We start from the raw sequence: 24,087 nt of genomic DNA, 5'->3' as shown, positions 1-24,087 counted from the left end.
GCGTAGCTTGCGATTCGTTCGTACACGTGTTCGAATTGGCGTGTGCGATGGGACAACCTGAAGGCGACTGGCGGTCCCGGCACCGGTGACGCCGGGCCAGTGCGAGCGCTTCCGCTCGCACTGGCCGGGGCCGTCGCCCGCACCTTCGACACCCCCGAGTTCCGCGGTGTCACGTTCTATGAGGTGCAGGCAAAGTCCCTGATCAACCAGGTGCCGGGCCAGTCACGTGTGCCGTTCGAGTGGACGATCAACCCCTACCGCGGGTGCTCGCACGCGTGTGTCTACTGCCTCGCCGGCGACACCGCGATCCTCATGGCCGACGGCACCACCCGGCCCCTCGCCGACCTGCGCCCCGGCGACGACATCATCGGCACGGTCCGTGACGGACGGTTGCGACGCTATGTCACGACGAAGGTCCTCGCGCACTGGTCGACCGTCAAGCCCGCGCACCGCGTCACCCTCCACGACGGCACCACCCTCGTCGCGTCCGGCGACCACCGGTTCCTATCCGACCGCGGCTGGAAGCACGTCACCGGCGCCCGGCACGGCCGCGCCCGCCGGCCGCACCTGACCACCGCCAACCGGCTCACCGGCTTCGGCGCCCTCCCCGAGCGTCCCCGGGTGACCCCGGGTTACCGGCGGGGGTATCTGTGCGGGTTCGTCCACGGCGACGGGCACGTCGGCCCGGTCGCGCCCGCCGCGCTGCGCCGGGCCAGGGCCTATGCCACCGCTTGCGGCGGGCTGCACGCGATGGCCGCCGACGACCGGGAGTTCGCCGGCGCCAGCGTCCGCGACACGAGCGCCGTCATCGACTGGCCCGAGGTCCCCACCCGCGCGTGGCGGCAGGGGTTCGTCGCCGGGCTGTTCGACGCCGCCGGCGACATGTCCGGCGAGCTGCCCGCCTTCGACCTGGTCGACAAGGTGGTCGTCGACTGGCTCGTCGAGTGCCTGACCGTCCTCGGCTTCGCCACCGTCACCGACGGCACGCTGACCAGGGTCCTCGGCGGGGTGCGGGAGCGGCTGCGCTTCGGGCTGATGTTCGCCCCGGCCACCCCCACCGGCACCGTCGCCGGCGAGCTCGTCCGCGGCGACGAGAGCCTGCGGGTGACCGCGATCGAGCCGCTCGGCGTCGACGTGCCCATGTTCGACATCACGACCGGCACGGGCGACTTCATCGCGGGCGGCGTGGTCAGCCACAACTGCTTCGCCCGCAACACCCACACCTATCTCGACCTCGACGCCGGCCACGACTTCGACTCGCAGATCGTGGTCAAGGTCAACGCCGGCGAGGTGCTGCGCCGCGAGCTCTCCGCCCCCTCGTGGACCCCCAGGCACCTGGCGATGGGCTCCAACGTCGACTGTTACCAGCGCGCCGAGGGCCGCTACCAGCTGATGCGCGACATCCTCGCCGCGCTCCGCGACCACGCCAACCCGTTCTCCATCCTCACCAAGGGCACGCTCATCGCCCGCGACCTCGACCTGCTGACCCAGGCCGCGCAGGTGACGACCGTCGGCGTCTCGATGTCGATCGGCTTCGTCGACGAGCCGCTGTGGCGCTCCGTCGAGCCCGGCACCCCCAGCCCCCGCCGCCGCCTCGACGTGGTGCGCCGCCTCGCCGACGCGGGCTTCGCCGTCGGCGTCCTCATGGCCCCGATCCTGCCCGGCCTCACCGACACCGCCGAGTCGATCGACACCACCGTCGCCGCCCTCGCGGCCGCGGGCGCCGCCAGCGTCGTCCCCCTGGCCCTGCACCTGCGCCCGGGCGCCCGCGAGTGGTACCAGGCCTGGCTCGCCCGCGAGCACCCCCACCTCGCCCCCCGCTACCGCCAGCTCTACGGCGACGGCGCCTACGCCGGCCAGGCCTACCAGCGCGAGGTCGCCGCCCGCGTCCGCCTCGCCTGCCGCCGCCACGGCCTGCCCACCGGCGACACCAGCACCACCCGCCAACTCTCCGCCGCCCCACCCCCACCCGCCGCCGACACCTTGCCGCTGCCCTTCCCCCCGACCACCACCGGCGCCCCGCCCATCGCCGGTGGCTCGGCACCCGGATCCACCAGCGCCCCGCCCGACAACTCCACCAGCGGCCCGGCGACCAGCCCCACCACCGCCCCACCGAACAGTCCCACCGGCAGCCCGGCGACCACCGACACGCCGCCGCGGCCCACCACTCGCACCCCGCCCAACAGGTCCGCCAGCGGGCCGGCGACCGCCACCACGCCCTTACCGCTGCCCATCAGTCCAACCGCTGCCGGGACGCAGGCGAAGAGCACCACGCCACAGTCAGCAGCTTCGGTCGACCCGGCCCCGGCGGACAGAGCCCCCGGCACGCCGGGGACCACCGCCGAGCCCTTGCCGCTGTCCATCAGCCCCGCTTCGGTCGAAACGCCGGAGAAGAGTCTCACGGGACAGCCAACGGCACCGGGGGCGCTCAGCAGAGGCTCTGCCGGGGCGTCGGCGGCACCGGTCGTGGAAGGGGGCCGGGCGGGGGTGGTGGAGGTGGGTGAGCAGCTGTCGTTGCTGTGATCGGCGGTCAGGAAACGGTCAGCTAGCGTGCATAAGCTCGGTTGCATGCGTGCTCGTGCCGGTGACTTCCTGGTGCTCCTCGCGCCGACCCTCGTGGTCGGCGTGTTGGTGCCGGTGGTGACCAGAGACGACCCGGCCGCGTACGTGCCGGTGCTCCTGGTGTTGCTGATCGTCGCGACGATCGGGATCGCGTTCGGGTTGATTCTTCTGGCGCACACGACGCGGGGGCCGTCGACGTTCGCGATCGTGGTGTGGCAGGAGCAGGCGGCGTTCAGGGTGCAGCCGAACTTCCGGCGGCAGTGCGTGTTCTACGGGGTGCTGGGCGCGGCGCTGGTGCTGATGGCGTTCAACGGGTTCCGGGTCGGGCACCTGTCGGTGCTGCGCGCCATGTCGTACGGGATCGTCGTCCTGACCACGCTGTTCCTGCTGGTGTTGTCGGTCAGGATGCTGCGCAGCGGCCCGCTCGTGCTGACCTCGGAGGGGCTGGCGATCGACGGGGGGCGCTCGTTCGTGCCGTGGGACGCCCTGGGCGTCAGGTCGGAGTCCGGCGCGTGGGCGGTCGGCAGCCCCGAGCTGGTGCGCGGGCGGCGGGTGCGGGAGTTCCGGCCCGGCGAGGACGTGCCGCTCGAGGTGTCGCTGTACTTCCTGACCAGGGTCATCGACCTGTACGCCCGGCAGCCTGAGCGGCGCGCGGCGATCGGCACGCCCGAGGAGCTGGAGCGGCTCCGGGGCGCGCTCACCCGGCAGGTCACCTGACCGCAGGGCCGCCGTGGGGCACGGTGGAGCTGTGCGGAGACCGGTCCGGCGCGTCGCGTGCACGCTCGCGGCCGCCGGGTTCCTGTATTACCTGGTCCCGCTGCGCCTGATGCGCACCGCGGGCGACTGGGCGCAGGCCGGCGGTGCCGTGGTCCTGCTCGCGGTGCTGGTCGTGGTGTTCAGGCGGCAGCTGCTCCGGCAGGTCCGCACCGGCGGGCGGACCGCCGCGCACCTGGAGGCGCTGGTCAATCTGCTGGTCGTCACCGTGTTGTCGTTCTCGCTGGTGTACGTGCTGCTCGCCGGCCACGAGGGGCAGTTCACCGGGCTGGCCACGAGGACCGACGCGCTGTACTTCACGCTGTCGACGCTCGCGACGGTCGGCTACGGCGACGTGCACGCGGTGGGGCAGACGGCCCGGATCGTGGTCATCGCGCAGATCCTGTTCAACCTCGTCTACGTCGGCGCCGCCGTCACCGTCCTCGGCGGTGCGGTCCGCCGCAGGGTCGGCGACGCAGGCGCGGGCACCGGCGGCGAGGCCGATCGGGTGACGCCGGGCGGGGACGGGAGTGGCTAGCGTTCTGGCCATGAGCGCGCCACGTCGCAATCCGTCGAACTGGTTGTGGGTCGCGGTCCCGCCCGGGGTGACGCTGCTCGCGGGCGCGTTGCTGCTGGCGCTCGCGGCGCCGGAGGGCAGCCCGGTGCTGGCGCCGTTCGTGCTGGCCAACGCGGTCGTGCACGGCACCAACTTCGCCGTCAACGAGCTGCGCCGGCGGGACGAGGCGCCGGCGCGGCCGGGGTGGGAGCTCCACCGGCCGTTCCGCGAGGCGTGCGCGCGGGTCGGGCGGGTGTTCGCGGTCGGGTCGGTGGTGCTCGTCTGGGCGCTGCTCGCGGACGCCGGGCCGGTCGTCGCCGTGCTCGCGCTCGGCGGTGCCGCGGCCATGTACGTGTCCGGCGCAAGGGGCCTCCTGCGGCTGGTGCGCGGCACGCCCTCGGTGCGGCTCACGGGCGACGGCGTGTGGGTCGGCGGCCGCTCGTACACCTGGAGCAGCATCGAACGGGTCGAGCTCAACGGCGACCGGGCGCATCCCAGGGTCGACCTGCTCGTCGCGGGGCGGTCGCGACCGGTGACGGTGCGGCCGGAGGACGTGGACGGCAGCCTGCTGTTCCTGATGGACCTGATCGGCTACTACGTGGCGCATCCGGAGCGCCGGGCGGCCGTCGGCGAGCCGGGTGAGGCGGTGCGGGTGCACGCGCTGCTGCTCGGCGCGCGACTGTCGGCAGGACTGACCGGCGGACCGACGCCCATCGCCGCGGCGTGAGCCGCCCGGCAGGGGCCGGTGGCCGACGCCCGTCGCCGCGGCGGGAGCTGCCAGCGGGGGCAGGGCGGCCGACGCCCATCGCCGCGCGTGCATCTCCGCGCGCTACGGTCGAGGCATGCGCAGCGCTGAGCAGATCCTGCGGGAGTCGGCCACGATCGCCGTCGTCGGGGCGTCGCGGGACCCGCGGAAGACCGCCCACTCGGTGCCGCTGGCGATCCAGCGGCGCGGCTGGCGGATCATCCCCGTGAACCCGTTCGCGGACCAGATCTTCGGGGTCCGCGTGTACCGCAGCCTCGCCGACATCCCTGAGCCGGTCGACTTCGTGAACGTCTTCCGGCCGTCCGCCGACGCGACGCAGGTCGTGAAGGACGCGATCGCGATCGGCGCGCCGGCGGTCTGGCTGCAGCAGGACATCGTCTCGCCCGAGGGGCGTGCCCTGGCCGAGGCCGCCGGCGTCGACTACGTCGAGGACACGTGCATCGCCGTGGTGCGCGCCGTGCACGCGATCAGCGGACCCCGTACTCCTTGAGCAGCCCCCGGCTGATGATCGTCTTCTGGATCTCGCTGGTGCCCTCGCCGATGAGCAGGAAGGGCGCCTCGCGCATGAGGCGCTCGATCTCGTACTCCTTGGAGTAGCCGTAGCCGCCGTGGATGCGGAAGGACTCCTGCACGACCTCGGCGCAGTACTCGCTGGCCAGGAGCTTCGCCATGCCGGCCTCGACGTCGTTGCGCTGGCCGGCGTCCTTGAGCCGGGCAGCGTTGACCATCAGCGCGTGCGCCGCCTCGATCTTCGTGGCCATCTCGGCGAGCTTGAACGCGATCGCCTGGTGCTTGACCAGCTGCGCGCCGAACGTCTGGCGCTGCTGCGCGTAGGCGATGGCCAGCTCGAACGCGCGGATCGAGATACCGCACGCGCGGGCCGCGACGTTGACCCGGCCGACCTCGATGCCGTCCATCATCTGGTAGAAGCCGCGGCCTGCCTTGTCGGCGCCGCCGAGCACCGCGCTGCCGGGCACCCGGACGTTGTCGAGGACCATCTCGGTCGTCTCGACGCCCTTGTACCCCATCTTCTCGATCTTGCCGGGGATGGTGAGGCCGGGCAGCGCCTCGTTCTCGCCGAAGCCGGGCGTCTTCTCCAGCAGGAACGTGGTCATGTTCCCGTAGACCGAGTCGGCGCCCAGGTCGGTCTTGACCAGGGTGGCGACGACGGAGGAGTACGCGCCGTTGGTCAGCCACATCTTCTGGCCGTTGATGACGTAGTCGTCGCCGTCCGGGACGGCCTTGGTGCGGATGGCGGCGACGTCGGACCCGCAGCCGGGCTCAGACATCGAGAACGCGCCGCGGACCTCGCCGGCGGCCATCCGTGGCAGGAGGCTCGCCTTCTGCTCCGCCGAGCCGTGCTGCGCCACCAGGTAGGCGACGATGAAGTGCGTGTTGACGATGCCCGACACCGACATCCAGCCGCGCGAGAGCTGCTCCACGACCAGGGCGTACGTCAGCAGCGACTCGCCGAGACCGCCGTGCTCCTCGGGGATGGTGAGGCCGAACAGGCCCATCTCGCGCATGCCGTCGACGATGTCCGCCGGGTAGACGTCGTCGTGCTCCAGGTGCTGGGCGTGCGGGATGATCTCCTTGTCGACGAACTCCCGCACCGTCTCCAGAATCGACTGCTGCACATCGGTCAGACCGGGCGTCTGGGCGAGGCGGGCCATTGATCGACCTCCATTGGTCAGCGTCCTGCTTGTTACCGGCAGGTATGGAGGAAGTATTCCGGCTCGGCCTGGCCCAGGCCAACGTGAGCAGCCCACACACCCCTGTGAAATGGTTCTCAGGTGGCCTACAACAAGATGGCGATCGCTGCCCTGGTCTGCGCGGTCCTGGTGCCGCCCTTCGGGATCCTGATGGGGCACATCGCGTGGGCGCAGACGGGCCGCACCGGCCAGCGCGGGCACGGGCTCGCGCTGGCGGCGCTGGTGATCGGCTATGTGGAGCTGCTGGTGCTCTGCGGCATCCCGATCGTGGCGCTCGGCTTCTGACGCCGGCGTGACGCCTCCGGCGCCCGGGTCACCGGTACTGGGCCTCGCGGACGCTGTTGCCGCCGTCGATCACGAGCATCTGTCCGGTGATGTACGAGGCGCCGGGCGAGCACAGGAAGGCGATCGTCGCGGCCACCTCCTCGGGGGTCCCGGGGCGGCCCATCGGCGTGCCGAAGCCCTGCTTGAGCTCGACCAGCGTCGACGCGCCGGTGTGGATGATGCCGGGGGCGACCGCGTTGACGGTGATGCCGTCGGCGACGAGCTCCATGGCGAGGGCGCGGGTGAGACCGACGACGCCGGCCTTCGCGGCCGCGTAGCCCGCCTCGGCGGGCAGGGCGTTGACCGGGCCGGCGGTGGCGGCGAGGTTCACGATGCGGCCCCAGCCGTGCTCGGCCATGCCGCCGACGAATGCCCGGCTGACCAGGAACGCGGTGGTGAGATTGCGGTCGATCTCGGCGCGCCACTCCTCGTAGGTGAGCTGCGCGACGGGGCGCAGCACCTCGGGGCTGGCCTTGCTGGCCAGGCCGGCGTTGTTGACGAGGATGTCGACGGTGCCGACCTGGTCGACGATCGCGTCGGCCAGCGCGCCGACCTCGGCCTCGACGGTGAGGTCGGCGACGAAGCCGGTGACGCCGAGCTCGGTGGCCCGGTCGTGGATGCGCCGGGTGGTGGAGACGATGGCGACGGCCGCGCCCATCGCCTTCAGCCGGCGGGCGGTGGCGTAGCCGATGCCGTCCGGGCTGCCGGCGCCGGTGACCAGCGCGACACGGCCGTCGAGGCGGTCGATCGCCGTGCCCTCGTCATCCGCAACCGGCTCCTCGGCGAGCTCAGGCCCGGACGACGGGACGGCCCGCAGGGTGCGGCGGGCCGAGGAAGGGCGGCTCGCGTCGCGCCGGTTGCCTTTGCCCGCGGGGCCGGTGGAACGTAGGTCGGGTGCCATAGGGCAAATCCTGCCTGCCCGAGCCGCTCCCGGGCAATGCGACACGGATTTCTCAGGCCGCCGGGTTGTCCGGGGCACGCCCGACCACCCGGGCGCGCGGGTCGCTCAGGCGGGCGGCGTGAACGACGTCGTGCGGGACATGCCGGCGGCGCGGCCCTTCGCGGAGATGACCAGGGCCATCTTGCGGGACGCCTCGTCGATCATCTCGTCGCCGAGCATGACGGCGCCGAGCTTGCCGCCGGCCTCCGAGGTGTAGTGCTCGTAGGCGTCGAGGATGAGCTCGGCGTGGTCGTAGTCGTCCTGGGCGGGCGAGTAGACCTCGTTGGCCGCGTCGATCTGCCCGGGGTGCAGCACCCACTTGCCGTCGAAGCCGAGCGCCGCGCTGCGGGTCGCCACCTCGCGGAACGCGTCGACGTCCCTGATCTGGAGGAACGGGCCGTCGATCGCCTGGAGGTCGTGCATCCGCGCGGCCATCAGGATGCGCATGAGGATGTAGTGGTACGGGTCGCCCGGGTACCCGGGGATGAGGCCGCCGACGACGAGCGACTTCATGTTGATCGACGCCATGAAGTCGGCCGGGCCGAAGATGATCGTCTCGATCCGCGGGGAGGCGGCCGCGATCGCGTCGACGTTGACGAGGCCGGCCGCGTTCTCGATCTGCGCCTCGATGCCGATCCTGCCGACCTCGAGCCCCATCGTCTTCTCGATCTGGGTGAGCGTCAGGTCCAGCCACTCGACCTGCCCCGCCGACTGGACCTTCGGCAGCATGATGCAGTCCAGGTTTTCGCCGGCGCCCTCGACGACCTCGATGACGTCGCGGTACGTCCACGGCGTGGTCAGGTCGTTGACCCGCACGACCCTGGTCTTGCCACCCCAGTCGCCGTCGTTGAGCGCGGCCACGATGTTCTTGCGCGCGTCGGGCTTCGCCAGCGGCGCGACAGCGTCCTCGAGATCGAGGAACACCTGGTCGGCGGGGAGCCCCTGGGCCTTGTCGAGCATCTTGACGCTCGAGCCGGGGACGGCGAGGCAGGACCGGCGTGGGCGCATGGCGGTGCTCCTTAGGCTTCATTAAGGGGACCTTCGCCACGGTAGCCTCGTCGCGTGATGGCACAGAATGCACCTGTGGGAGATCTCACCGGCCGCACGGTGGTGATCACCGGTGCCAGCTCCGGGATCGGCCTGGCGGCCGCGGTCGACATGGCCCGGCGCGGCGCGCACGTCGTCCTCGTCGGCCGCGACCCGGACCGGCTGAACGCGGCGGTCGCCCAGGTGGCCGCCGCCGGTGGGCGCACTCCCCCGGCGTACCGGGCCGACTTCAGCCGCCTCGACGACGTGCACGTGCTGGTGGATCAGCTGCGCCAGCGGTACCAGCGGATCGACGCCCTCGCGAACAACGCCGGCGGTGTGGTGGCCGGGCACGCCCGCACCGTCGACGGCTTCGAGCCGACCATCCAGTCCAACCACCTGGCCGGGTTCCTGCTGAGCCACCTCCTGCGCGAGCAGCTGCGCAGCGGCCGGATCGTCAACACCGCCTCCGCCGCCCACTCGATGGGCGCGATCGACCCCGCCGACCTGCGGGGGGACCGCAAGGCGGGGATGTGGAAGCGGTACGGCGCGGCGAAGCAGGCCAACATCCTCTTCGCCGCGGAGGCGGCCCGGCGGTGGCCCGACATCATGTCGGCGAGCTACCACCCCGGCTTCGTGCGCAGCCGCTTCGGCGCCGGCGTCGGGGTGAACCTGATGTCGAAGGTGACACCGTTCGCGAAGACGCCCGAGCAGGGCGCGGACACGCTCGTCTGGCTGGTGGCGACGCCCCGGCCGCAGCTCGTGTCGGGCGGCTACTACGAGAAGCGCAAGCTGATCAGGCCCAACGCGGCCACCGAGGACCCCCGGCTGGCGGCGCAGCTGTGGGACGCGAGCCTGGCCGCGGTCGGCTTCTGACGCCGCTCTTTTCGTTACTTGGCGCCGCGGACCCTGTGCAGGCGGAAGGGGCGCTTCGGCAGGCGGGTCGCCGGGGAGGGCTTCGGCGGTGCGGCCTGCGAGTCGTCGGGCATCGGGACGAGCGGGGCGTCCTCGACCGGGGTGAGGCGGCTGACCACGCAGTCCGTGGCCCACCTGGTCGCGAGGTCGGCGCCGCCGTTGAGCCGCTTCCCGGCCAGCTGCGGCACGAGCTCAGCCCAGGCTTCCCCGGCCGGGTCCATGCGCTCCACCGCCGCGGTCCAGGTGACGATCCGGCCGCCGTGGTCGCCGCGGAGGGAGACCTCGACGGTGCCGGCCCCGGCCAGGCCGGGGGCGGACTGCTCGCCGGGGCCGCTCACGACCAGCAGCGACCCACCGAGCCACGCGCACCAGACCAGGTAGGCCGGGCCGGCGCCGGGCACGGCGAGCCAGGCGACGGCGGCCTTCTTGGCGGCCTCTTCGACCAGCGGTTCCACGCCTGCCATCCAATCACAACGGTGGCCCGTCAGGTCGCCGTCGCCGCCCCGTTCAGCGGCGGGCGCGGGGAGCGGTCCTCGAACTCGGCCGAGGTGTAGGCCAGGGCCCGCAGGCCCGGCGGCCAGGAGGCCCAGCCACCCTTGCGGAGCAGGGCGTCGAGGAACTGGGCGGCGGTCGGCAGATTGGCCCAGACCGCCGGCAGGAAGGTGGCGCGGCGGGCGCCGTCGGTCAGGATCAGGCCGTGCACCCCGGGCTCCAGGACCGCCAGCAGGGCCTCCCGGCTGCCGGCGGCGGGCAGGTCGGCGGGCTCGGTGAGGACGGAGACCTTGATGTCGAGCTCGGGCCAGTCGGCGGCGGTGACCGGCGGCACCCGCGGGTCGCGCATGGACCGCACCGCGTTGTCCACGACGTCGTGGTGCAGCGGGCGGGCCGGCTCGAGGCTGCCGACGCAGCCGCGGAGGGCGCCGGCCCGCTCGAGCGTCACGAAGGAGGCGCCGGGGTCGTGCAGGGCGCCCGTCGACGGGATGCGGAACATGAGGCGCTCGCCGGTGAGGCGGGCGCGGACGGCGGCCGCCGCGAGTCCGGCCAGCAGCCGTCCGTCCTTCGGCGACAGAGGCCCAGACGGCGCCGTCACCAGTCCAGCATAGGCGCGCCGATCGTCGCGGGCAGCGGCATACGGCCGGCGACCAGGTCGGGGATCTGGTCGAGGCTGGTGATGCGGGCGCCGTCCCAGTCGAGGTCGGCGTGGAAGGTGAGGTGCCCGCCGAGGTCGGGCGCGTCGAGCTGGACGGCGGTGAGGCCGAAGCGACGGGCGCCGGTGAGCTCGTGGCCGCCGCCGTCGCCCACGTACAGGCAGGCCTCGGGGTGGACGCCGAGGCGTTCGCAGGCCGTGCGGTACATCGCCGGATGTGGCTTGGCGTGGCCGACCTGCGACGAGTAGACGCCGGCGTCGAAGAGGCGGCCGATGGGGGTGCCGGGCAGGACGGTCGGGAGCTCGAACCAGCAGTCGCTGACGACGGCGGTGCGGATGCCCTGGTCGCGCAGCCAGCGCAGGACGGGCTCGGTCTCGGGGCGGGGTGACGCGTCCTGCTGGAGCGAGGCGATGCGCAGCTCGGCGGCCTCGCGCAGCTGGGCCGGCGTGGGCTCGACGCCGAGCTCGACGCACAGCGCGCGGAGACCCGCTAAGACGCTGCCGTAGGCGCCCTTGGCCCGCGCGTCGAAGGTGCGGTCGAGGAGGCTGAGCCACGCTCCGGGGTCGACGCCGAGCACCTCGGCGGTCCTGCGGTGGCCGTCACCGCGGACGACTGCGGTGGTGCACGTATTGAAGTAGTCGAAAAGGACAGCGTTAAACACCGTTCGGCCCTCCTGGCATCGTCCGAAAGTACGAGTGCAGACCGCTCCGGTCTACTGCCTAAGAGCGCTACCAAGTGTCGGATCGCTGACAATTTTCACCTAGTGACAACATCGGCGCATGCGCCAGATCGGGATAGCCGCAATTGTCGCCCTCACGGTCGCGATCATCGCGGTCTCGGCGTCGGCGCCGTTGATCGCCTACGCGGCCGCGCCTGCACTCGCGATCGCTTTCTGGCGCAACGCGCTCGGGGTCGCCGCGATCGCCCCGGTGGCCCTCACGGCGCGCCGCGAGGAGTTCCGGTCGCGGGCGATGCGCGTCAGCGCCGCGTCCGGCGTGCTGCTCGCGGTGCACTTCGCCACGTGGGTGCCCAGCGCCAAGCTGACGAGTGTCGCCATGTCGGTGGCGCTGGTGAGTACGACACCCATCTGGACATCGCTGATCTCCGTCGTGCGGGGAGTGCGGGTCCCGGCCAGCACGTGGGCCGGGGTGGGCGTCGCCGTCGTGGGCGTGGCCCTGGCGACGGGCGCCGACCCGGACCTGTCGGACCGCGCGCTGCTCGGTGACGCGCTCGCGCTGGCCGGCGGGATCGCGGCGGCCGGGTACACGATGCTCGGCGCCCACGCGCGGGGGACGATCTCGACCAGCACCTATGCGACCGTCTGCTACTCGGTCTGCGCGGCGCTGCTCGGGCTGGCGTGCCTGCTCGGCGGGCAGGAGCTGGGCGGCTACACCACGCGGACGTGGCTGGCGATCGTGGCGATGACCGCCGGCCCCCAGCTGCTCGGCCACACCCTGATCAACTACGCGCTGCGCCGGGTGCCGCCGACGACGGTCGCCGTGCTGCTCCTGCTGGAGGTGCCGGGCGCGCTGCTGCTGGCGTGGCTGATGCTCGACCAGCTGCCGGCGGCGCAGACGCTGCCCGGCATCGCGCTGCTGCTCGCCGGCGTGACGATCGTGGTGGTCGGCGGCCGGCGCGCCTCGACGCCGGCTGAGGCGCCGGCTGAGGCGCCGGCCGCTTCACCCGGATCGGGTCAGCCCACGAACGGCGGCACGATCATCTCGCCGGAGGCGATCTGCACGACGTGGCCGGAGACGGTCGCGGACACCGCCTCGCCGCCGGTGGCGGTGATCGAGCAGCTCAGCAGCGAGGGCCGGCGCATCTCCGAGCCCTGACGGATCTGGTACCGGCTGAGCCCGTCACCCGGCAGCAGCCCCGACGCGACCAGCCACACCCCGAGCCCCATCGCCGCCGAGCCGGTCGCGGGATCCTCGGCGACGCCGGCGTCGGGGACGAGGACCCGTACATGAGCCTCGTGCCGCCCGGCGTCCCAGTGCAGGACGCTCAGGTTGTCGACGAGCCCGGCGGGCCGCAGCCGCCCCACCGCCTCGTCGGTCACGGACAGGAACGTGAACGGAAGCCCGCACCCGGCCTTGCGGGGCGCCGGCCCGACGAAGTCGGCCTCCGTCAGGCCGACGGCGGCGAGCAGCGGCGCCGGGTCGAGGGCCGGCTCGACGGTCGGGGTGCCGCCGGTGACGGTGGCGGTGCCGTGCACGTCGTCGATGGTGATCGGCAGCAGGCCCGCGCCGCACTCCATGATCACGTCGGTGGTCTTGACCAGGCCGTCGCGGTGCAGGGTGACGGCGCAACCGACGCTGGGGTGCCCGGCGAACGGCAGCTCGGTGCCGGGGGTGAAGATCCGCACCCGGTAGGTCGCCTCGGGCGTCGTCGGGCGCAGCACGAAGATCGTCTCGGACAGGTTGAACTCGAGGGCGATCGCCTGCATCTGCTCGCCGGCGAGGTGATCCGCGTCGAACACGATGGCGAGTGGGTTGCCGGTGAACGGCCGGTCGGTGAAGACGTCGACCACCTTGTACCGCAGCATGCTCATGCACAGAAGCCTAGGCGAGCGGGCAGGTGCGGGAGGCGGTCCAACGGCGAGCCGGTGGTCTTCTTCAGTAGTCTTGAACCTCGTGAGCACCGCGCCCAGGGTCTATGTCGCGCGCCTCGCCGGCCTGAGTGTGTTCGACCCGAACGGCGACCAGGTCGGGCGGGTGCGTGACGCGGTCGCGCGGGCCCGCACCGACGACCAGCCGCCGAGGGTCGTGGGGCTCGTCGCGGAGATGCCGATGCGGCGGCGGATCTTCCTGCCGATCGGCCGGATCACGGCGATGGAGCCCGACGCGGTGGTGCTCAACACCGGCACGCTCAACCTGCGCCGGTTCGAGAAGCGGCAGGGTGAGCTGCTGGTCCTGGAGGACTTCATCGACCGGCACGTGAGCATCCCGGCGACCGGCCGCACCGGCACGGTCGTGGACGTCGCGATGGAGGCCGACCGGACGGGGACCTGGGCGTTGAGCCGGGTCGCGGTCCGGGAGTTCAGCGGCCGGCTGACCCGCCGCGGTCACCTGAACCAGCTCGAGTGGGGTGAGGTCGTCGGGCTCGCCGGCACCCCGCACGCGCAGGGCACGGCCGGCATCCTCGCGGTGCTGGACAACATGCGCCCCGCCGACCTCGCGAACGTGCTGCAGGACCTGTCCGAGACCCGCCGCGTCGAGGTCGCGACCGCCCTGGACGACGAGCGGCTCGCCGACGTGCTGGAGGAGCTCCCCGAGCACGACCAGCTGGAGATCATGGCGGCGCTGGAGCCGGAGCGGGCCGCGGACGTGCTGGAGGAGATGGACCCCGACGACGCCGCCGACCTGCTCGCGGAGATGCCGAAGGGCGAGCAGGAGGTCCTGCTGGACCTCATGCAGCCCGACGAGGCGTCGCCGGTGCGGGCGCTGCTGGACTACCTGCCCGGCACCGCCGGGTCGGTGATGACGTCGGAGCCGATCGTCATGGCGCCGCACGAGACCGTCGCGGAGGCTCTCGCCCGCATCCGGGAGCCGCAGCTGTCACCCGCGGTGGCGGCCGGCGTCTTCGTGACCAGGCCGCCGATGGCGACGCCGACCGGGCGGTACCTCGGCGTCGTGCACTTCCAGCGGCTGCTGCGCGAACCGCCGTCGGCGCTGCTCGGCGGCGTCGTGGACAACGACATCAAACCGCTCGCGCCGCAGGCCACGCTCGGCGAGATCACCCGGCGGATGGCGACGTACAACCTGGTGGTCATGCCGGTCATCGACGACAATGACCGGCTCCTCGGCGCCGTCACCGTCGACGACGTGCTGGACCATCTGCTGCCCGAGGACTGGCGCGACCGGGAGCACGCCGCCTCCATGTCGTCGGGCTCCTCCGGCCCCGCCGGACGGGCGCTCGATCATGGCTGACCGGCGGCGGCTCGACCAGCCGCGGGAGCCGGGGCGCCTGAAGCTGCCCCGCTTCGACCCGGAGGCGTTCGGGCAGTGGTCCGAGGGGATCGCGCGGTTCATGGGGACCGCGAAGTTCCTCGTGTACATGACGGTCTTCATCCTCGTGTGGGTCGTGTGGAACACGCTCGCGCCGAGGACGTGGCAGTTCGACCCGTACACATTCACGTTCCTGACCCTGATCCTGTCGCTGCAGGCGTCCTACGCGGCGCCGCTGATCCTGCTCGCGCAGAACCGGCAGGCGGACCGGGACCGGCTCGCCTCCGAGGAGGACCGCCGGCGGGCCGCGGCGCAGAAGGCGGACACCGAGTACCTGGCGCGGGAGATCGCGTCGCTGCGGATCGCCGTCGGTGAGATCGCCACCCGGGACTTCCTGCGCTCGGAGCTGGCGCGGATGAGCGAGGAGCTGGACGAGGCCGCGGTGCGCCGGGCGAAGCTGGAGCGGAAGAAGGCGAAGAAGACGTTGGACGAGCCGGTGGAGGAGGACACCTTCGACCCCGGCGACGACCCGCCCCGCCGGCGCGCCCGCTCCACCCGCTGACCCTATGTGCCGCTTTTGCCGTTTTTGTCGCTTGTACTGCGTGTCAGTGCGCTCTCGCCGCCACGAGAAGACCCTCTCCGAGGGGCAGGATCGCCGGCACCCACGCGTCGCTGTCCCTGATGGCCTTGACGGCCTCCCTGAGCAGGACGGTCTCCGCGTCGCGGATCGTGGGGTCGCTGACCCGGCCGCCGCCGAGCGCGCCGGCGAGCACCAGGGTCCCTCCAGGGCGCAGGAGCCGCTCCGCCGCCGCGGTCACGGCCGCGTACTCGCTCGGGTCGTGGTCGACGAACACCAGGTCATAGGCGCGGTCGGCGAGCCGGGGCAGGACGTCCAGGGCGCGGCCGCTGATGATCCGGGTCCGCGACGGCGGGTTGCCGGCGGCGGCGAACACCCGCCTCGCGACCCGCTGGTGCTCCGGCTCGAGGTCGATCGTGGTGAGGACCCCGTCGCGGCGCATGCCGCGCAGCAGCCACCCGCCGCTCACCCCCGTGCCGGTGCCCACGTCGACGACGGCCTTCGCGTTGCTGACCGCGGCGACGACCCGCAGCGCCGCGCCCTCACCCCGGCTGACGCTGGAGATGCCCAGCTCGGCGGCCTGCTCGCGGGCCGCGGTGAGCACGGGGTCCTCCAGCACGTAGCCGTCGACGAAGTCGGCGAACTGCTGCGCTGCTCTGACGGACGGGGGGATGTCGCACCTCCATGAGACGTCGATCCCCGCAAGCCTAGGAGACCTCGCCCTCACGTGTGGGACGCCGGCCCGTGTAATGCTGGATGCGAAACGGACGGAGGAGCCGATCGTGACAGACGGTTCGGCCTGGCGTCAGCCTGGCCACGGCGCATCGACCAGCCCCGCTGGCTGGCCGATGCCGCCCGCGCAGCCACGACCGCAGCCCGCCCCGGGCAGCTGGTGGTCCGACGCCCTCGCCGACCCGTGGCGGGACCCTGACGCGCAGGTCGTCGTGGTCAAGACGCCGGCGGACGAGCCGCCGGCGCTGGAGAAGGTCCCGCCGCCCGGCCCCGCACCGCGGGCCGGCCTCGGGCTGGTCCTGATGGTGTCGATCATCACCGCCCTGCTCGCCGGCGCGCTCGGCGGCACCCTCGGCTACGTGTTCGCCGGCGGTGGCGGTGGCGTCCTGGGTGGATCCACGCTCGGCGGCAACCCGCCGCTGAACGGCCGCCCGCCGGACACCGTCGCCGCCCTCGCGAAGAAGGTCCTCCCCAGCGTCGTCACGATCAGCATGCGGGTGGGCGCCGGCACGTCCCTGGGCTCCGGCTTCGTGGTGTCCAACGACGGCTACGTCATCACCAACAACCACGTGGTGCAGGGTGGCAACGGCTCCGCCACGGTCCGCTTCACCGACGCCTCGGTCGCCCCGGCCTCCGTCGTCGGCAGCGACGACGAGTCCGACATCGCCGTGCTGAAGATCGACACCGCCGGCCTGCCCGACGACCAGCTGAAACCCGTCGAGTTCGGCGACTCCGACCGGCTGCAGGTCGGCGACCCGGTCGTCGCGGTCGGCGCCCCGCTCGGCCTGACCAGCACGGTCACGTATGGCGTGGTCAGCTACCTCGACCGTCCCATCCGCACCAGCGAGGGCGGCACCGCCCGCTACTACTCGGCGATCCAGACCGACGCGGCCGTCAACCAGGGCAACTCCGGCGGCCCGCTCTTCGACGGCGCCGGCCGTGTCGTCGGCATCAACTCCGTGATCGGCACCCTCTCCGAGGACCAGGCGACGGCCGGCAACGTGGGCCTCGCGTTCGCCATCCCGATCAACCACGCCCGCCGCGTGGCCCAGGACGTCATCAACACCGGCAAGGCCCGGCGCACTGTGATGGGTGTCTCACCCGACCCGAGCTACCGCAACCCCGCGGGCGGCGCCCGCCTCGCCTCCGTCGAAGCCAACGGCCCGGCCGCCGGCGGCGGTCTGCACGCCGGCGACGTCATCCTCGCCGTCAACGGCAAGCCCGTGGAGGAGTTCTGGGACCTGACGGCCCTCATCCGCAAGTACGCTCCCGGCGCGGTCGTCGAGATCCAGTACCTGCGCGGCACCACCAAGGAGAAGACCTCGGTGACCCTGGTCGCCGACGCGAAGTGACCGGTGGGCCCTCCCCGCGGGGGCCACGGGTGCGTAGGCTGGCGGGCGAGAGCAAGGAGGCCGGCAATGGGCTTGGAAAACCTCGGTGGCTGGGAGTTCATCGTCATCATCCTGGTGGGGCTGTTCATCTTCGGCCCCGACCGGCTGCCGAAGGCGATCAGCGACGGCATGCGCATGCTCCGCAACGTCCGCCAGATGGCCCGCAACGCCACCGGTGACCTGAGCCGCGAGCTCGGCACCGACATCCAGCTCGAGGACCTCCACCCGAAGGCCTTCCTGCGCAAGCACCTGCTGAGCGAGGCCGACGAGGCCGCCCTGCGCCGTCCTCTCCAGGACATCGTCGGCGAGGTCCGCGGCGTCGCCGACTCGGTCAAGCGCGACGCGGAGGCGGCCGCCAAGGGCATCAACGCCACGGCGACCCCTGCGGCGACCCCCACGGCGGCGCCCACGTCGCTCACCAAGTCGGCCGCGACCCCCGCCCCGGCCCGCCCCTCCTGGGACGACGTCACCTGACGCCTGCCGGCCGTTCTTCGCGAGGCTTCGGCCTTACCTGCGGACAGACCGCCTGCGACCAGTTATCGGCGCAGGCGGTCTCTCGTACAGTGGCCGCGGTTGTCGCTCTTGAGATCAGCGACCGGCGGGCTTGAGACCGAGCGGTTTGCCGGCGAGGCTCTCCCGCCGCACGGCGAGGCGGTCGGCGACGGTGATCAGCGCGGCCGCGGCGGGTGCCGACGGGTCGGACAGCACGAGCGGGAGACCGGCGTCGCCGCCCTCGCGCAGGCGCGTGTCGAGCGGGATCTGGCCCAGCACCGGGACCTTCGCGCCGACGGCCCGGCTCAGCGACTCCGCGACCTGCGCGCCGCCGCCGCTGCCGAACACCTCCATGCGCTGGCCGTCGGGCAGCTCCAGCCAGGACATGTTCTCCACGACGCCGACGATGCGCTGGTGCGTCTGCAGGGCGATGGAGCCCGCACGCTCCGCGACCTCGGCCGCGGCGGCCTGCGGGGTCGTCACGACCAGGATCTCCGCCGACGGCAGTAGCTGCGCCAGGGAGATCGCCACGTCACCGGTGCCCGGCGGGAGGTCCAGCAGGAGGACGTCCAGGTCGCCCCAGTAGACGTCGGCGAGGAACTGCTGCAGCGCCCGGTGCAGCATCGGCCCGCGCCACACCACCGCCGCGTTGCCGGGCGTGAACATCCCGATCGAGATGACCTTCACCCCGTGCGCCGACGGCGGCATGATCATCGACTCGACCTGCGTGGGCCGGCCGTCCGCGCCGAGCATCCGCGGCACCGAGTGGCCGTAGATGTCCGCGTCGACGACGCCGACCTTGAGCCCCTTCGCGGCGAGCGCCGCCGCCAGGTTGACCGTCACGCTCGACTTGCCGACGCCGCCCTTGCCGCTGGCGACCGCGTAGACCCTGGTCCGCGAGCCCGGCTGGGCGAACGGGATGACCGGCTCCTGCACGTCACCGCGCAGGCTGCTCTGCAGCTCCTTGCGCTGCTCGGGCGTCATGACCCCGAAGTCGACCTCGACCCCGGTGACCCCTTCGACCGCGCCGACCGCGGCGGTGATGTCGGTCCGCAGCTTGTCCTTCAGCGGGCAGCCGGCCACCGTGAGCAGCAGCCCGATCACCGCGACGCCGCCAGGGCGCAGCACGACCTCACGCACCATACCGAGCTCGGTGATCGGTCGGCGGATCTCGGGGTCGTCGACGGTCGACAGGGCGGCGGCGATCGCGGCTTCGACGGTGGTGGCCGGGGCTGACATGCCGCCATCGTACGTCGGCCACCGCCGCTGTTCAGGCGCCCAGCCCGTGGGTCGTAACGCATCACACTCACCCGAACGGTGACGGGGTTGTCCCGCGTCCGCGGCGGTGGGAACATCGTTGTTAGCCGCGCGCCTCGCCCCTTGAGGCGCGCGGCTTTTCCGTCCCCGGAATTGTCGTACCCCTGTTCGAAAATGGGGGCATGACAGCACTCGGCACGACCACCAGCACCGTCCTGTCCGCCACGGCACCGTTCGACCTCGCCTGCTCGCTGCGCGCCATGGAGTCCTTCGCCCCCTGCAGCGGCGACCAGCTCGTCACCGCCGGCCGCGCCCGCCGCGCGTTCCTGCACCCGTCCGACCCGACCCGCGCCGTCGTCGCCGAGGTCACCGCCCGCGACGACGGGCTCCCGGGCGTCGCGCTCACCGTGTTCAGCGACGGCGAGCTGAGACCCGGGGAGACCGAGGCGGTCGGCGACCGGGTCAGCGACTGGCTGAGCCTCCGCGACGACCGCGCCACATTCCTGCGCATGGCCCGCGCCGACCCGGCCATGACCACGATCCTCGCCACCACTGAAGGCCTGCACCAGGTCCGTTTCGCCTCGTTCACCGAGGCCGCCGTCTTCTACACGCTCGTGCACCACTCCGCCCACTGGTTCGCCAAGGCGTACAAGCGCCGCCTCCTCACCGACCACGGCCCCCACGGCATCGTCGACGGCGTCCGCTATGCCGCGTTCCCGCCGATGTCCACGCTGGTGGCGCTCGGCGTCAAGGGCCTCACGCCCTATGCCAGCAACACGCTGAGCGCCCGCCGCGTCCACGCCGTGCTGACCGCCCTGAGCAGCCTCGACGAGCACCGGCTGCGCACCGCCCCGGCCGACGAGGTCTATGACACGCTGCTGTCCGTGCGCGGCATCGGTCCCTTCACCGCCCACGCCCTGCTCCTGCGCGCCCTCGGCCACCCCGACCGCGCTCCCCTCGAGATGCGCCAGCACCTCACCTCCGCCGAGTCGGTCTACGGCACCCCCGCTCCTTCCCCGGCCGAGCTCCGCGAGTGGTATGGCGCCACGATCGGCTGGTGGGCCTACACCGTCCGCACCGCCTTGGACTGGCTCGACCAGGACCGCCGCGCCGCAGCCCGCTCCGCCCGCTCCCCCGGCCGGGCGCCCCGCACGCCGTATCTCCTGCGCCAGACCAAGGGCGAGCTGAGCGCCTCCCTCACCGCGGCTGCGCGACCCGCACCACCGGCGCCCGCCCTGCACGCCGCCGCACCCCACGACGACCACCCAGCCGCCCACGCCTCCTGACCCGCCAGCGCCCGGCACCCTGCCTTTGTCCGGCCGGCCCGGACACTTCCCCCCACCGCTCATGCCGGTGGCCGGCACTCCGGTGCCCGGCCACCGGCGACGGCCGTCTGCGGGTGTTCCGGTCGTCCGCGCTCGCCTCGCTGTTCCCGCCTCACGCCCATCATCGCGGCGCTGGGTCATCACGCGTCCCGACTCCCTAACGCGCCAACCTTCCCGACTTCCCGCCTGACTCCCGACTCGCCGACTTCCCGATCTCTGGGCTCCCCGACGCGCTGACTCTTCGTGATTCCCGACGCCGCGCCTTCCCGATTTCCTGAAGACGATCCGTCGCCTTGCCCAGCCACTTTGACTGCCTCGGCGCGATCGCGTTGTCGGGCCCTCAGATCGCTGCCCGCCTGCTCGATTTTGTCGAGTTCTCAGGTCGCCACCCCGCGCCCGCAAGCACCCGGAGCCGAGCCCCCACCCGGCACCACTCAGTCCTCCTCCCGCCGCAACTCCCCGACCCACCCAACCCACGACCCGGCACCCGACGTCCACCGACCACCCGACCGGCCCCTCGGCCCTCGGAGCTGCCCCGGTTGCCGAATTCCTGGGGCATGCCCGCTTCGCCGGATTCTCAGATCGCTCCACCACTGCACGCCGACAAGCGGAGCCGAGTCACCCACCAGCACCGTCCAGCCGTCGTCAGTCACAGCTCGGCGGCCACCCAACCCACAGGCTCGCGCCCCGACGCCCCGGCCGTCCTGCCCGCGCTCCAGCCTCACGGGCCTGCCCTGGTTGCCTGACCGCTACGGACGACCGTTTTGCCGGGCTCTCAGCCTGCATCGCCTCGCGGGATCACAGCCACTATCGCGGTGCTGCACGGACCTCGCACCTCGGGTTCCGACATGTCCCGACCTGCTGTCGGCGCTCGCCGCCCGGTTGGCGCCACACGATCGACGTCTCGGCCCGGGTAGCAGCCGGCAGGTCGTGCGCAGCGCCTCCGTTCCGGAGTTGGTTCGCGGAAGCAAGATCCGTCTCGGCCTCAGAATCGGCAGGCCCCATGCCGACAACGCGGCCCTCTCCACACCATCCACTTGATCAAAGGACAGCACCGGCCGCCATCACGACCAGAACCAGCCTTCGATCACCACACCGACCATGCCCGCACCACAGCCAGCACGAACAGCAACCGTCAGGCGCCCGGACCAACGCACCACGCGCGCGACGGACGCCGCGCCGACCGGCACCCCCACCCGCAACGCCGACCCCTCCACACCGGCCGCTTGATCGAAGGACAGCACCGGCCGCCCGCACGACCAGACTCAGCCTTCGATCACCACGCCGGCCACGCCCCCGGCGGATCGGGGTGCACCACTCGGCGCCACGGCTGCCCACACCGCAGCCGGCACGACCAGCAAACCGTCAGACGCCCGGACCAATGCACAACGCGCGCGACGGACGCCGCGCCGACGGGCAGGCCCACCCGCAACACCGGCCCCTCCACGCCATCCACTTGATCCAAGGACAGCAGCGGCCGCCAGCACGACCAGAACCAGCCTTCGATCACCACACCGACCACGGCTACGCCGCAGCCGTTACGGCCAGCAAACCGTCAGACGCCGGACCAATGCGCCACGCGCGCGACGGGCGCCGCGCCGACGGGCAGCCCATCCACACGCCGGCCCATCCGCGTCATCCGCTTGATCGAAGGACGGCGCTGGCCGTCAGCACGGCCAGAATCAGGCTTCGATCACCGCGCTGGCCGTGGCCACGGCTACAGGGGTCGGTGGGGTGATGGCTGGGGGACGCGGAGCGTCAGGTTGTTGTCTCTAGCCAGCGCAGCAGGGTGCGGACGCCCCAGCCGGTGGCGCCCTTGGTGAGGTCGGCGTCGGGGGAGTCGGACCAGGCGGAGGATGACATGTCGATGTGGGCCCACTGGTCGCGGAGGGGGCCGGTGAACTCGCGGAGGTAGAGCGCGGCCATCACGGAGCCGGCGCCGACGTCGGTGGAGTTGACGATGTCGGCGACGTCGCTGTCGAGGGCGTCGGCGTAGTCGTCGTGCAGGGGCATGCGCCAGACCGACTCGCCCGCGGTGTCGGCGGCGGTGGTGAGCTCCTTGGCGAGGGTGTCGTTGTAGCTGTAGAGGGCGGCGGTGCGCTTGCCGAGGGCGACGCCCTGCGCGCCGGTGAGGGTGGCCAGGTCGACGATCGTGTCGGGGCGCAGGCGCCGGACGGCGTAGGCCATGGCGTCGCCGAGGACGAGGCGGCCCTCGGCGTCGGTGTTGTGGATCTCGGAGGTGGTGCCGCCGTAGTGGCGGATCACGTCGCCGGGGCGGAAGGAGTCGGCGCCGATCGCGTTCTCCGCGAGGGGGGCGAGGGCGGTGATGCGCACGGGGAGGCGCAGCGCCGCGGCGGCGAGGGTCGCGCCGATCACGGCCGCCGCGCCGCCCATGTCCTTGCGCATGAGCTTCATGCCGGACAGGGGCTTGATGCAGATGCCGCCGGTGTCGAACGTGATGCCCTTGCCGACCAGGACCACGTGCCGCCGGGCGCCGCGCGGGCGCCAGGACAGCTCGACCAGGCGCGGGCCGCGGGTGGAGCCGCCGCCGACGGCGAGGATCGCGTTGAACCCCTGCTCGGCGAGGGCCTTCGGGTCGCGGACGGTCACCGTCAGCCCGGGCACGCCGGCGGCGGCCTTCTCGACCCGCTTCGCGAACCAGGCGGGGGTCTTCTCGTCGCTGGGCATGTTGGTGAGGTCGCGGGCGAGGCGGGTCGACTCGGCGACCACCTTCGCGGCGGCGAGGCCCGCCTCGAGATCGGCCGACGGGGCGGCGGCGAGGTTGACCCGGCGCAGCGATGGGGGCTCGTCGGCGCCGAGGCGGAAGCGGTACGACGCGAGCCACAGCCCCTCCCCGAGGCCCCGCACCGCGGCCGGCGTGACGTCGTCGGGCAGGAGGAGGGTGAGCGTCGGCTCGTCGCCGGCGGACCTGGCGAGCTTCGCGCCCGCGGCCCGCCAGCCGGCCTCGTCGCCGGACCCGACGCCGACGAAGAAGAGCAGGTCGGGGCGGTGCCCGGCGCGCGGCAGCTTGTGCAGGGTGCCGGCCGACCCGGAGTGCTCGACATCCAGCAGGAACGCGGTGATGTCGTCCAGGTCGGCCGGGCCGAGCTTCAATCTCGCCAGCGACGCCCGCACGGCGGCCAGCCGTGTCGCCGCGGGGTCGTCGGAAGAATCGGCGGCCGGCACGACAGCGGCGACCGCACCGGAGACGTTGCGGGCCGTGGCGAACCGGATGTCCAGCAAGAGCTTGCCTCCACTCGAAACTCACATGTTTCCGCGCACGCCTCGGGGAGCGACCGCCTCAGGGCCACTCGGTTGCGCGGGGTCGTGCCGGATGAGCGAGAAGACCTCAGCCGGTGGCGGTCTTCAGTGCCTCGCTGAGCTCGTTGGCCTCATCCTTGGTCATCTCGACGACGAGCCGCCCACCACCTTCCAGCGGGACCCGCATGACGATGCCCCGGCCCTCCTTGGTGACCTCCAGCGGACCGTCGCCTGTCCGCGGCTTCATGGCCGCCATGTTGTCTCCCTTCGCTCCCTGATGTCCCAGACATCAGGTGGCACAGCCGTCCCCGCATGCCCGCGCGGTCACCCACCAGCGTCGGCCGGAACCTGCCTCCCCGGCCTTCGGACTCGTGATGAACGCGCCAACAGATGATTTTCCCTG

The 24,087-nt window shown here is 72.6% G+C and carries 24 protein-coding genes and 1 pseudogene; 13 read left to right on the top strand and 12 right to left on the bottom strand.

Annotated elements, in window-relative coordinates:
• Window positions 1–42: 42 nt before the first annotated feature.
• The 5 genes from ABD332_RS49280 (at window position 43) to ABD332_RS49260 (ending at window position 5,127) form a co-directional block, all read left to right on the top strand.
• Window positions 43–2,523 carry an intein-containing Rv2578c family radical SAM protein gene (locus tag ABD332_RS49280; RefSeq protein ID WP_344512158.1) on the top strand — a complete coding sequence of 827 codons (2,481 nt, stop codon included), beginning with the start codon at window positions 43–45 and terminating at the stop codon, window positions 2,521–2,523.
• Between the two features lie 45 nt (window positions 2,524–2,568).
• Entirely contained in the window at window positions 2,569–3,279 is a 711-nt protein-coding gene (locus ABD332_RS49275) for a hypothetical protein (RefSeq protein ID WP_344512156.1), read from the top strand.
• Between the two features lie 31 nt (window positions 3,280–3,310).
• The gene (locus ABD332_RS49270) at window positions 3,311–3,853 is read left to right on the top strand and encodes a potassium channel family protein (RefSeq protein WP_344512154.1); all 543 of its coding nucleotides are present in this window, start codon (window positions 3,311–3,313) and stop codon (window positions 3,851–3,853) included.
• 10 nt (window positions 3,854–3,863) lie between these two features.
• On the top strand, window positions 3,864–4,598 hold the full coding sequence (locus ABD332_RS49265; RefSeq protein ID WP_344512152.1) for a hypothetical protein: 735 nt from the start codon (window positions 3,864–3,866) through the stop codon (window positions 4,596–4,598).
• A gap of 115 nt (window positions 4,599–4,713) precedes the next feature.
• The gene (locus ABD332_RS49260) at window positions 4,714–5,127 is read left to right on the top strand and encodes a CoA-binding protein (RefSeq protein WP_344512150.1); all 414 of its coding nucleotides are present in this window, start codon (window positions 4,714–4,716) and stop codon (window positions 5,125–5,127) included.
• Here ABD332_RS49260 and ABD332_RS49255 read toward each other — a convergent pair.
• Window positions 5,105–6,310 (bottom strand): acyl-CoA dehydrogenase family protein, encoded by a 1,206-nt coding sequence (locus ABD332_RS49255; RefSeq protein ID WP_344512149.1) that lies wholly within the window; start codon window positions 6,308–6,310, stop codon window positions 5,105–5,107. The two genes, ABD332_RS49260 and ABD332_RS49255, sit on opposite strands and share 23 nt — an antisense overlap.
• Window positions 6,311–6,430: 120 nt before the next feature.
• On the opposite strand from ABD332_RS49255, the gene ABD332_RS49250 reads away from it, so the two are divergent.
• Window positions 6,431–6,634 (top strand): DUF4190 domain-containing protein, encoded by a 204-nt coding sequence (locus tag ABD332_RS49250; RefSeq protein WP_344512147.1) that lies wholly within the window; start codon window positions 6,431–6,433, stop codon window positions 6,632–6,634.
• Between the two features lie 28 nt (window positions 6,635–6,662).
• Here the strand turns inward: ABD332_RS49250 and ABD332_RS49245 are convergent, their stop codons facing one another.
• A complete protein-coding gene (locus tag ABD332_RS49245) occupies window positions 6,663–7,574 on the bottom strand; it encodes an SDR family NAD(P)-dependent oxidoreductase (RefSeq protein ID WP_344512145.1) in 912 nt (303 codons plus the stop codon).
• Between the two features lie 105 nt (window positions 7,575–7,679).
• Window positions 7,680–8,621, bottom strand: a complete 942-nt coding sequence (locus tag ABD332_RS49240; RefSeq protein ID WP_344512143.1) for an HpcH/HpaI aldolase/citrate lyase family protein — start codon at window positions 8,619–8,621, stop codon at window positions 7,680–7,682.
• Between the two features lie 75 nt (window positions 8,622–8,696).
• Between ABD332_RS49240 and ABD332_RS49235 the strand changes: the two genes are divergently transcribed.
• Entirely contained in the window at window positions 8,697–9,515 is an 819-nt protein-coding gene (locus ABD332_RS49235; RefSeq protein WP_344512141.1) for an SDR family NAD(P)-dependent oxidoreductase, read from the top strand.
• A 14-nt stretch (window positions 9,516–9,529) separates the two neighbouring features.
• Here the strand turns inward: ABD332_RS49235 and ABD332_RS49230 are convergent, their stop codons facing one another.
• Genes ABD332_RS49230 through ABD332_RS49220 form a run of 3 tightly spaced genes read right to left on the bottom strand, consistent with a single transcriptional unit; the run spans window position 9,530 to window position 11,363 of the window.
• A complete protein-coding gene (locus ABD332_RS49230; protein ID WP_344512139.1) occupies window positions 9,530–10,018 on the bottom strand; it encodes a hypothetical protein in 489 nt (162 codons plus the stop codon).
• A gap of 20 nt (window positions 10,019–10,038) precedes the next feature.
• Window positions 10,039–10,644: an AmmeMemoRadiSam system protein A gene (gene amrA, locus ABD332_RS49225; RefSeq protein WP_344512137.1), complete on the bottom strand. Its 606-nt coding sequence runs from the start codon at window positions 10,642–10,644 to the stop codon at window positions 10,039–10,041.
• A complete protein-coding gene (locus ABD332_RS49220; protein WP_344512135.1) occupies window positions 10,641–11,363 on the bottom strand; it encodes an HAD family hydrolase in 723 nt (240 codons plus the stop codon). Before ABD332_RS49220 ends, amrA begins: the two co-directional genes overlap by 4 nt.
• A gap of 118 nt (window positions 11,364–11,481) precedes the next feature.
• Between ABD332_RS49220 and ABD332_RS49215 the strand changes: the two are divergent.
• A pseudogene (locus ABD332_RS49215) lies at window positions 11,482–12,372 on the top strand (DMT family transporter); the annotation flags it as partial.
• Between the two features lie 23 nt (window positions 12,373–12,395).
• On the opposite strand, the gene ABD332_RS49210 reads toward ABD332_RS49215, so the two are convergent.
• On the bottom strand, window positions 12,396–13,253 hold the full coding sequence (locus tag ABD332_RS49210; protein ID WP_344512133.1) for a PhzF family phenazine biosynthesis protein: 858 nt from the start codon (window positions 13,251–13,253) through the stop codon (window positions 12,396–12,398).
• An 82-nt stretch (window positions 13,254–13,335) separates the two neighbouring features.
• Between ABD332_RS49210 and ABD332_RS49205 the strand changes: the two genes are divergently transcribed.
• Window positions 13,336–14,631: a magnesium transporter MgtE N-terminal domain-containing protein gene (locus ABD332_RS49205; RefSeq protein WP_344512131.1), complete on the top strand. Its 1,296-nt coding sequence runs from the start codon at window positions 13,336–13,338 to the stop codon at window positions 14,629–14,631.
• The gene (locus tag ABD332_RS49200; protein ID WP_344512129.1) at window positions 14,624–15,211 is read left to right on the top strand and encodes a DUF1003 domain-containing protein; all 588 of its coding nucleotides are present in this window, start codon (window positions 14,624–14,626) and stop codon (window positions 15,209–15,211) included. The genes ABD332_RS49205 and ABD332_RS49200 overlap by 8 nt, the downstream gene beginning before the upstream one ends.
• A 43-nt stretch (window positions 15,212–15,254) precedes the next feature.
• Here ABD332_RS49200 and ABD332_RS49195 read toward each other — a convergent pair whose 3' ends face one another.
• The gene (locus ABD332_RS49195; RefSeq protein WP_344512128.1) at window positions 15,255–15,845 is read right to left on the bottom strand and encodes an O-methyltransferase; all 591 of its coding nucleotides are present in this window, start codon (window positions 15,843–15,845) and stop codon (window positions 15,255–15,257) included.
• Between the two features lie 163 nt (window positions 15,846–16,008).
• Here ABD332_RS49195 and ABD332_RS49190 point away from each other — a divergent pair, with 163 nt between their 5' ends.
• Window positions 16,009–17,310 (top strand): S1C family serine protease, encoded by a 1,302-nt coding sequence (locus ABD332_RS49190; RefSeq protein WP_344512127.1) that lies wholly within the window; start codon window positions 16,009–16,011, stop codon window positions 17,308–17,310.
• A gap of 66 nt (window positions 17,311–17,376) precedes the next feature.
• Window positions 17,377–17,823, top strand: a complete 447-nt coding sequence (locus tag ABD332_RS49185; protein ID WP_344512126.1) for a twin-arginine translocase TatA/TatE family subunit — start codon at window positions 17,377–17,379, stop codon at window positions 17,821–17,823.
• 114 nt (window positions 17,824–17,937) lie between these two features.
• Here ABD332_RS49185 and ABD332_RS49180 read toward each other — a convergent pair whose 3' ends face one another.
• Complete coding sequence (locus ABD332_RS49180) at window positions 17,938–19,080, bottom strand: Mrp/NBP35 family ATP-binding protein (RefSeq protein WP_344512125.1); 1,143 nt, start codon at window positions 19,078–19,080, stop codon at window positions 17,938–17,940.
• 200 nt (window positions 19,081–19,280) lie between these two features.
• On the opposite strand from ABD332_RS49180, the gene ABD332_RS49175 reads away from it, so the two are divergent.
• Window positions 19,281–20,384, top strand: a complete 1,104-nt coding sequence (locus tag ABD332_RS49175; protein WP_344512124.1) for a DNA glycosylase family protein — start codon at window positions 19,281–19,283, stop codon at window positions 20,382–20,384.
• A gap of 1,103 nt (window positions 20,385–21,487) precedes the next feature.
• On the opposite strand, the gene ABD332_RS49170 is transcribed toward ABD332_RS49175, so the two are convergent.
• From ABD332_RS49170 to ABD332_RS49160, 3 genes are all read right to left on the bottom strand, one after another.
• On the bottom strand, window positions 21,488–21,667 hold the full coding sequence (locus ABD332_RS49170; RefSeq protein ID WP_344512123.1) for a hypothetical protein: 180 nt from the start codon (window positions 21,665–21,667) through the stop codon (window positions 21,488–21,490).
• 514 nt (window positions 21,668–22,181) lie between these two features.
• Window positions 22,182–23,666 (bottom strand): leucyl aminopeptidase family protein, encoded by a 1,485-nt coding sequence (locus ABD332_RS49165; protein WP_344512121.1) that lies wholly within the window; start codon window positions 23,664–23,666, stop codon window positions 22,182–22,184.
• A gap of 106 nt (window positions 23,667–23,772) precedes the next feature.
• Window positions 23,773–23,940, bottom strand: a complete 168-nt coding sequence (locus ABD332_RS49160) for a DUF3117 domain-containing protein (protein WP_081971220.1) — start codon at window positions 23,938–23,940, stop codon at window positions 23,773–23,775.
• Window positions 23,941–24,087 lie beyond the last annotated feature (147 nt).

Origin of the sequence: Dactylosporangium maewongense (genome assembly GCF_039531485.1) — a bacterium.
Classification (GTDB): Bacteria; Actinomycetota; Actinomycetes; order Mycobacteriales; family Micromonosporaceae; genus Dactylosporangium; species Dactylosporangium maewongense.
Note: the sequence above shows the minus strand (reverse complement) of the source record. Positions and strands in the feature narration are given on the sequence as shown.

Excerpts from the sequence above, each read along its gene's own strand:
- ABD332_RS49275 (WP_344512156.1), top strand. The coding sequence starts at position 2,569 with ATGCGTGCTCGTGCCGGTGACTTCCTGGTGCTCCTCGCGCCGACCCTC.
- ABD332_RS49265 (WP_344512152.1), top strand. The coding sequence starts at position 3,864 with ATGAGCGCGCCACGTCGCAATCCGTCGAACTGGTTGTGGGTCGCGGTC.
- ABD332_RS49260 (WP_344512150.1), top strand. The coding sequence starts at position 4,714 with ATGCGCAGCGCTGAGCAGATCCTGCGGGAGTCGGCCACGATCGCCGTC.
- ABD332_RS49255 (WP_344512149.1), bottom strand. The coding sequence starts at position 6,310 with ATGGCCCGCCTCGCCCAGACGCCCGGTCTGACCGATGTGCAGCAGTCG.
- ABD332_RS49245 (WP_344512145.1), bottom strand. The coding sequence starts at position 7,574 with ATGGCACCCGACCTACGTTCCACCGGCCCCGCGGGCAAAGGCAACCGG.
- ABD332_RS49240 (WP_344512143.1), bottom strand. The coding sequence starts at position 8,621 with ATGCGCCCACGCCGGTCCTGCCTCGCCGTCCCCGGCTCGAGCGTCAAG.
- ABD332_RS49230 (WP_344512139.1), bottom strand. The coding sequence starts at position 10,018 with ATGGCAGGCGTGGAACCGCTGGTCGAAGAGGCCGCCAAGAAGGCCGCC.
- ABD332_RS49210 (WP_344512133.1), bottom strand. The coding sequence starts at position 13,253 with ATGAGCATGCTGCGGTACAAGGTGGTCGACGTCTTCACCGACCGGCCG.
- ABD332_RS49200 (WP_344512129.1), top strand. The coding sequence starts at position 14,624 with ATGGCTGACCGGCGGCGGCTCGACCAGCCGCGGGAGCCGGGGCGCCTG.
- ABD332_RS49185 (WP_344512126.1), top strand. The coding sequence starts at position 17,377 with ATGGGCTTGGAAAACCTCGGTGGCTGGGAGTTCATCGTCATCATCCTG.
- ABD332_RS49180 (WP_344512125.1), bottom strand. The coding sequence starts at position 19,080 with ATGTCAGCCCCGGCCACCACCGTCGAAGCCGCGATCGCCGCCGCCCTG.
- ABD332_RS49175 (WP_344512124.1), top strand. The coding sequence starts at position 19,281 with ATGACAGCACTCGGCACGACCACCAGCACCGTCCTGTCCGCCACGGCA.
- ABD332_RS49160 (WP_081971220.1), bottom strand. The coding sequence starts at position 23,940 with ATGGCGGCCATGAAGCCGCGGACAGGCGACGGTCCGCTGGAGGTCACC.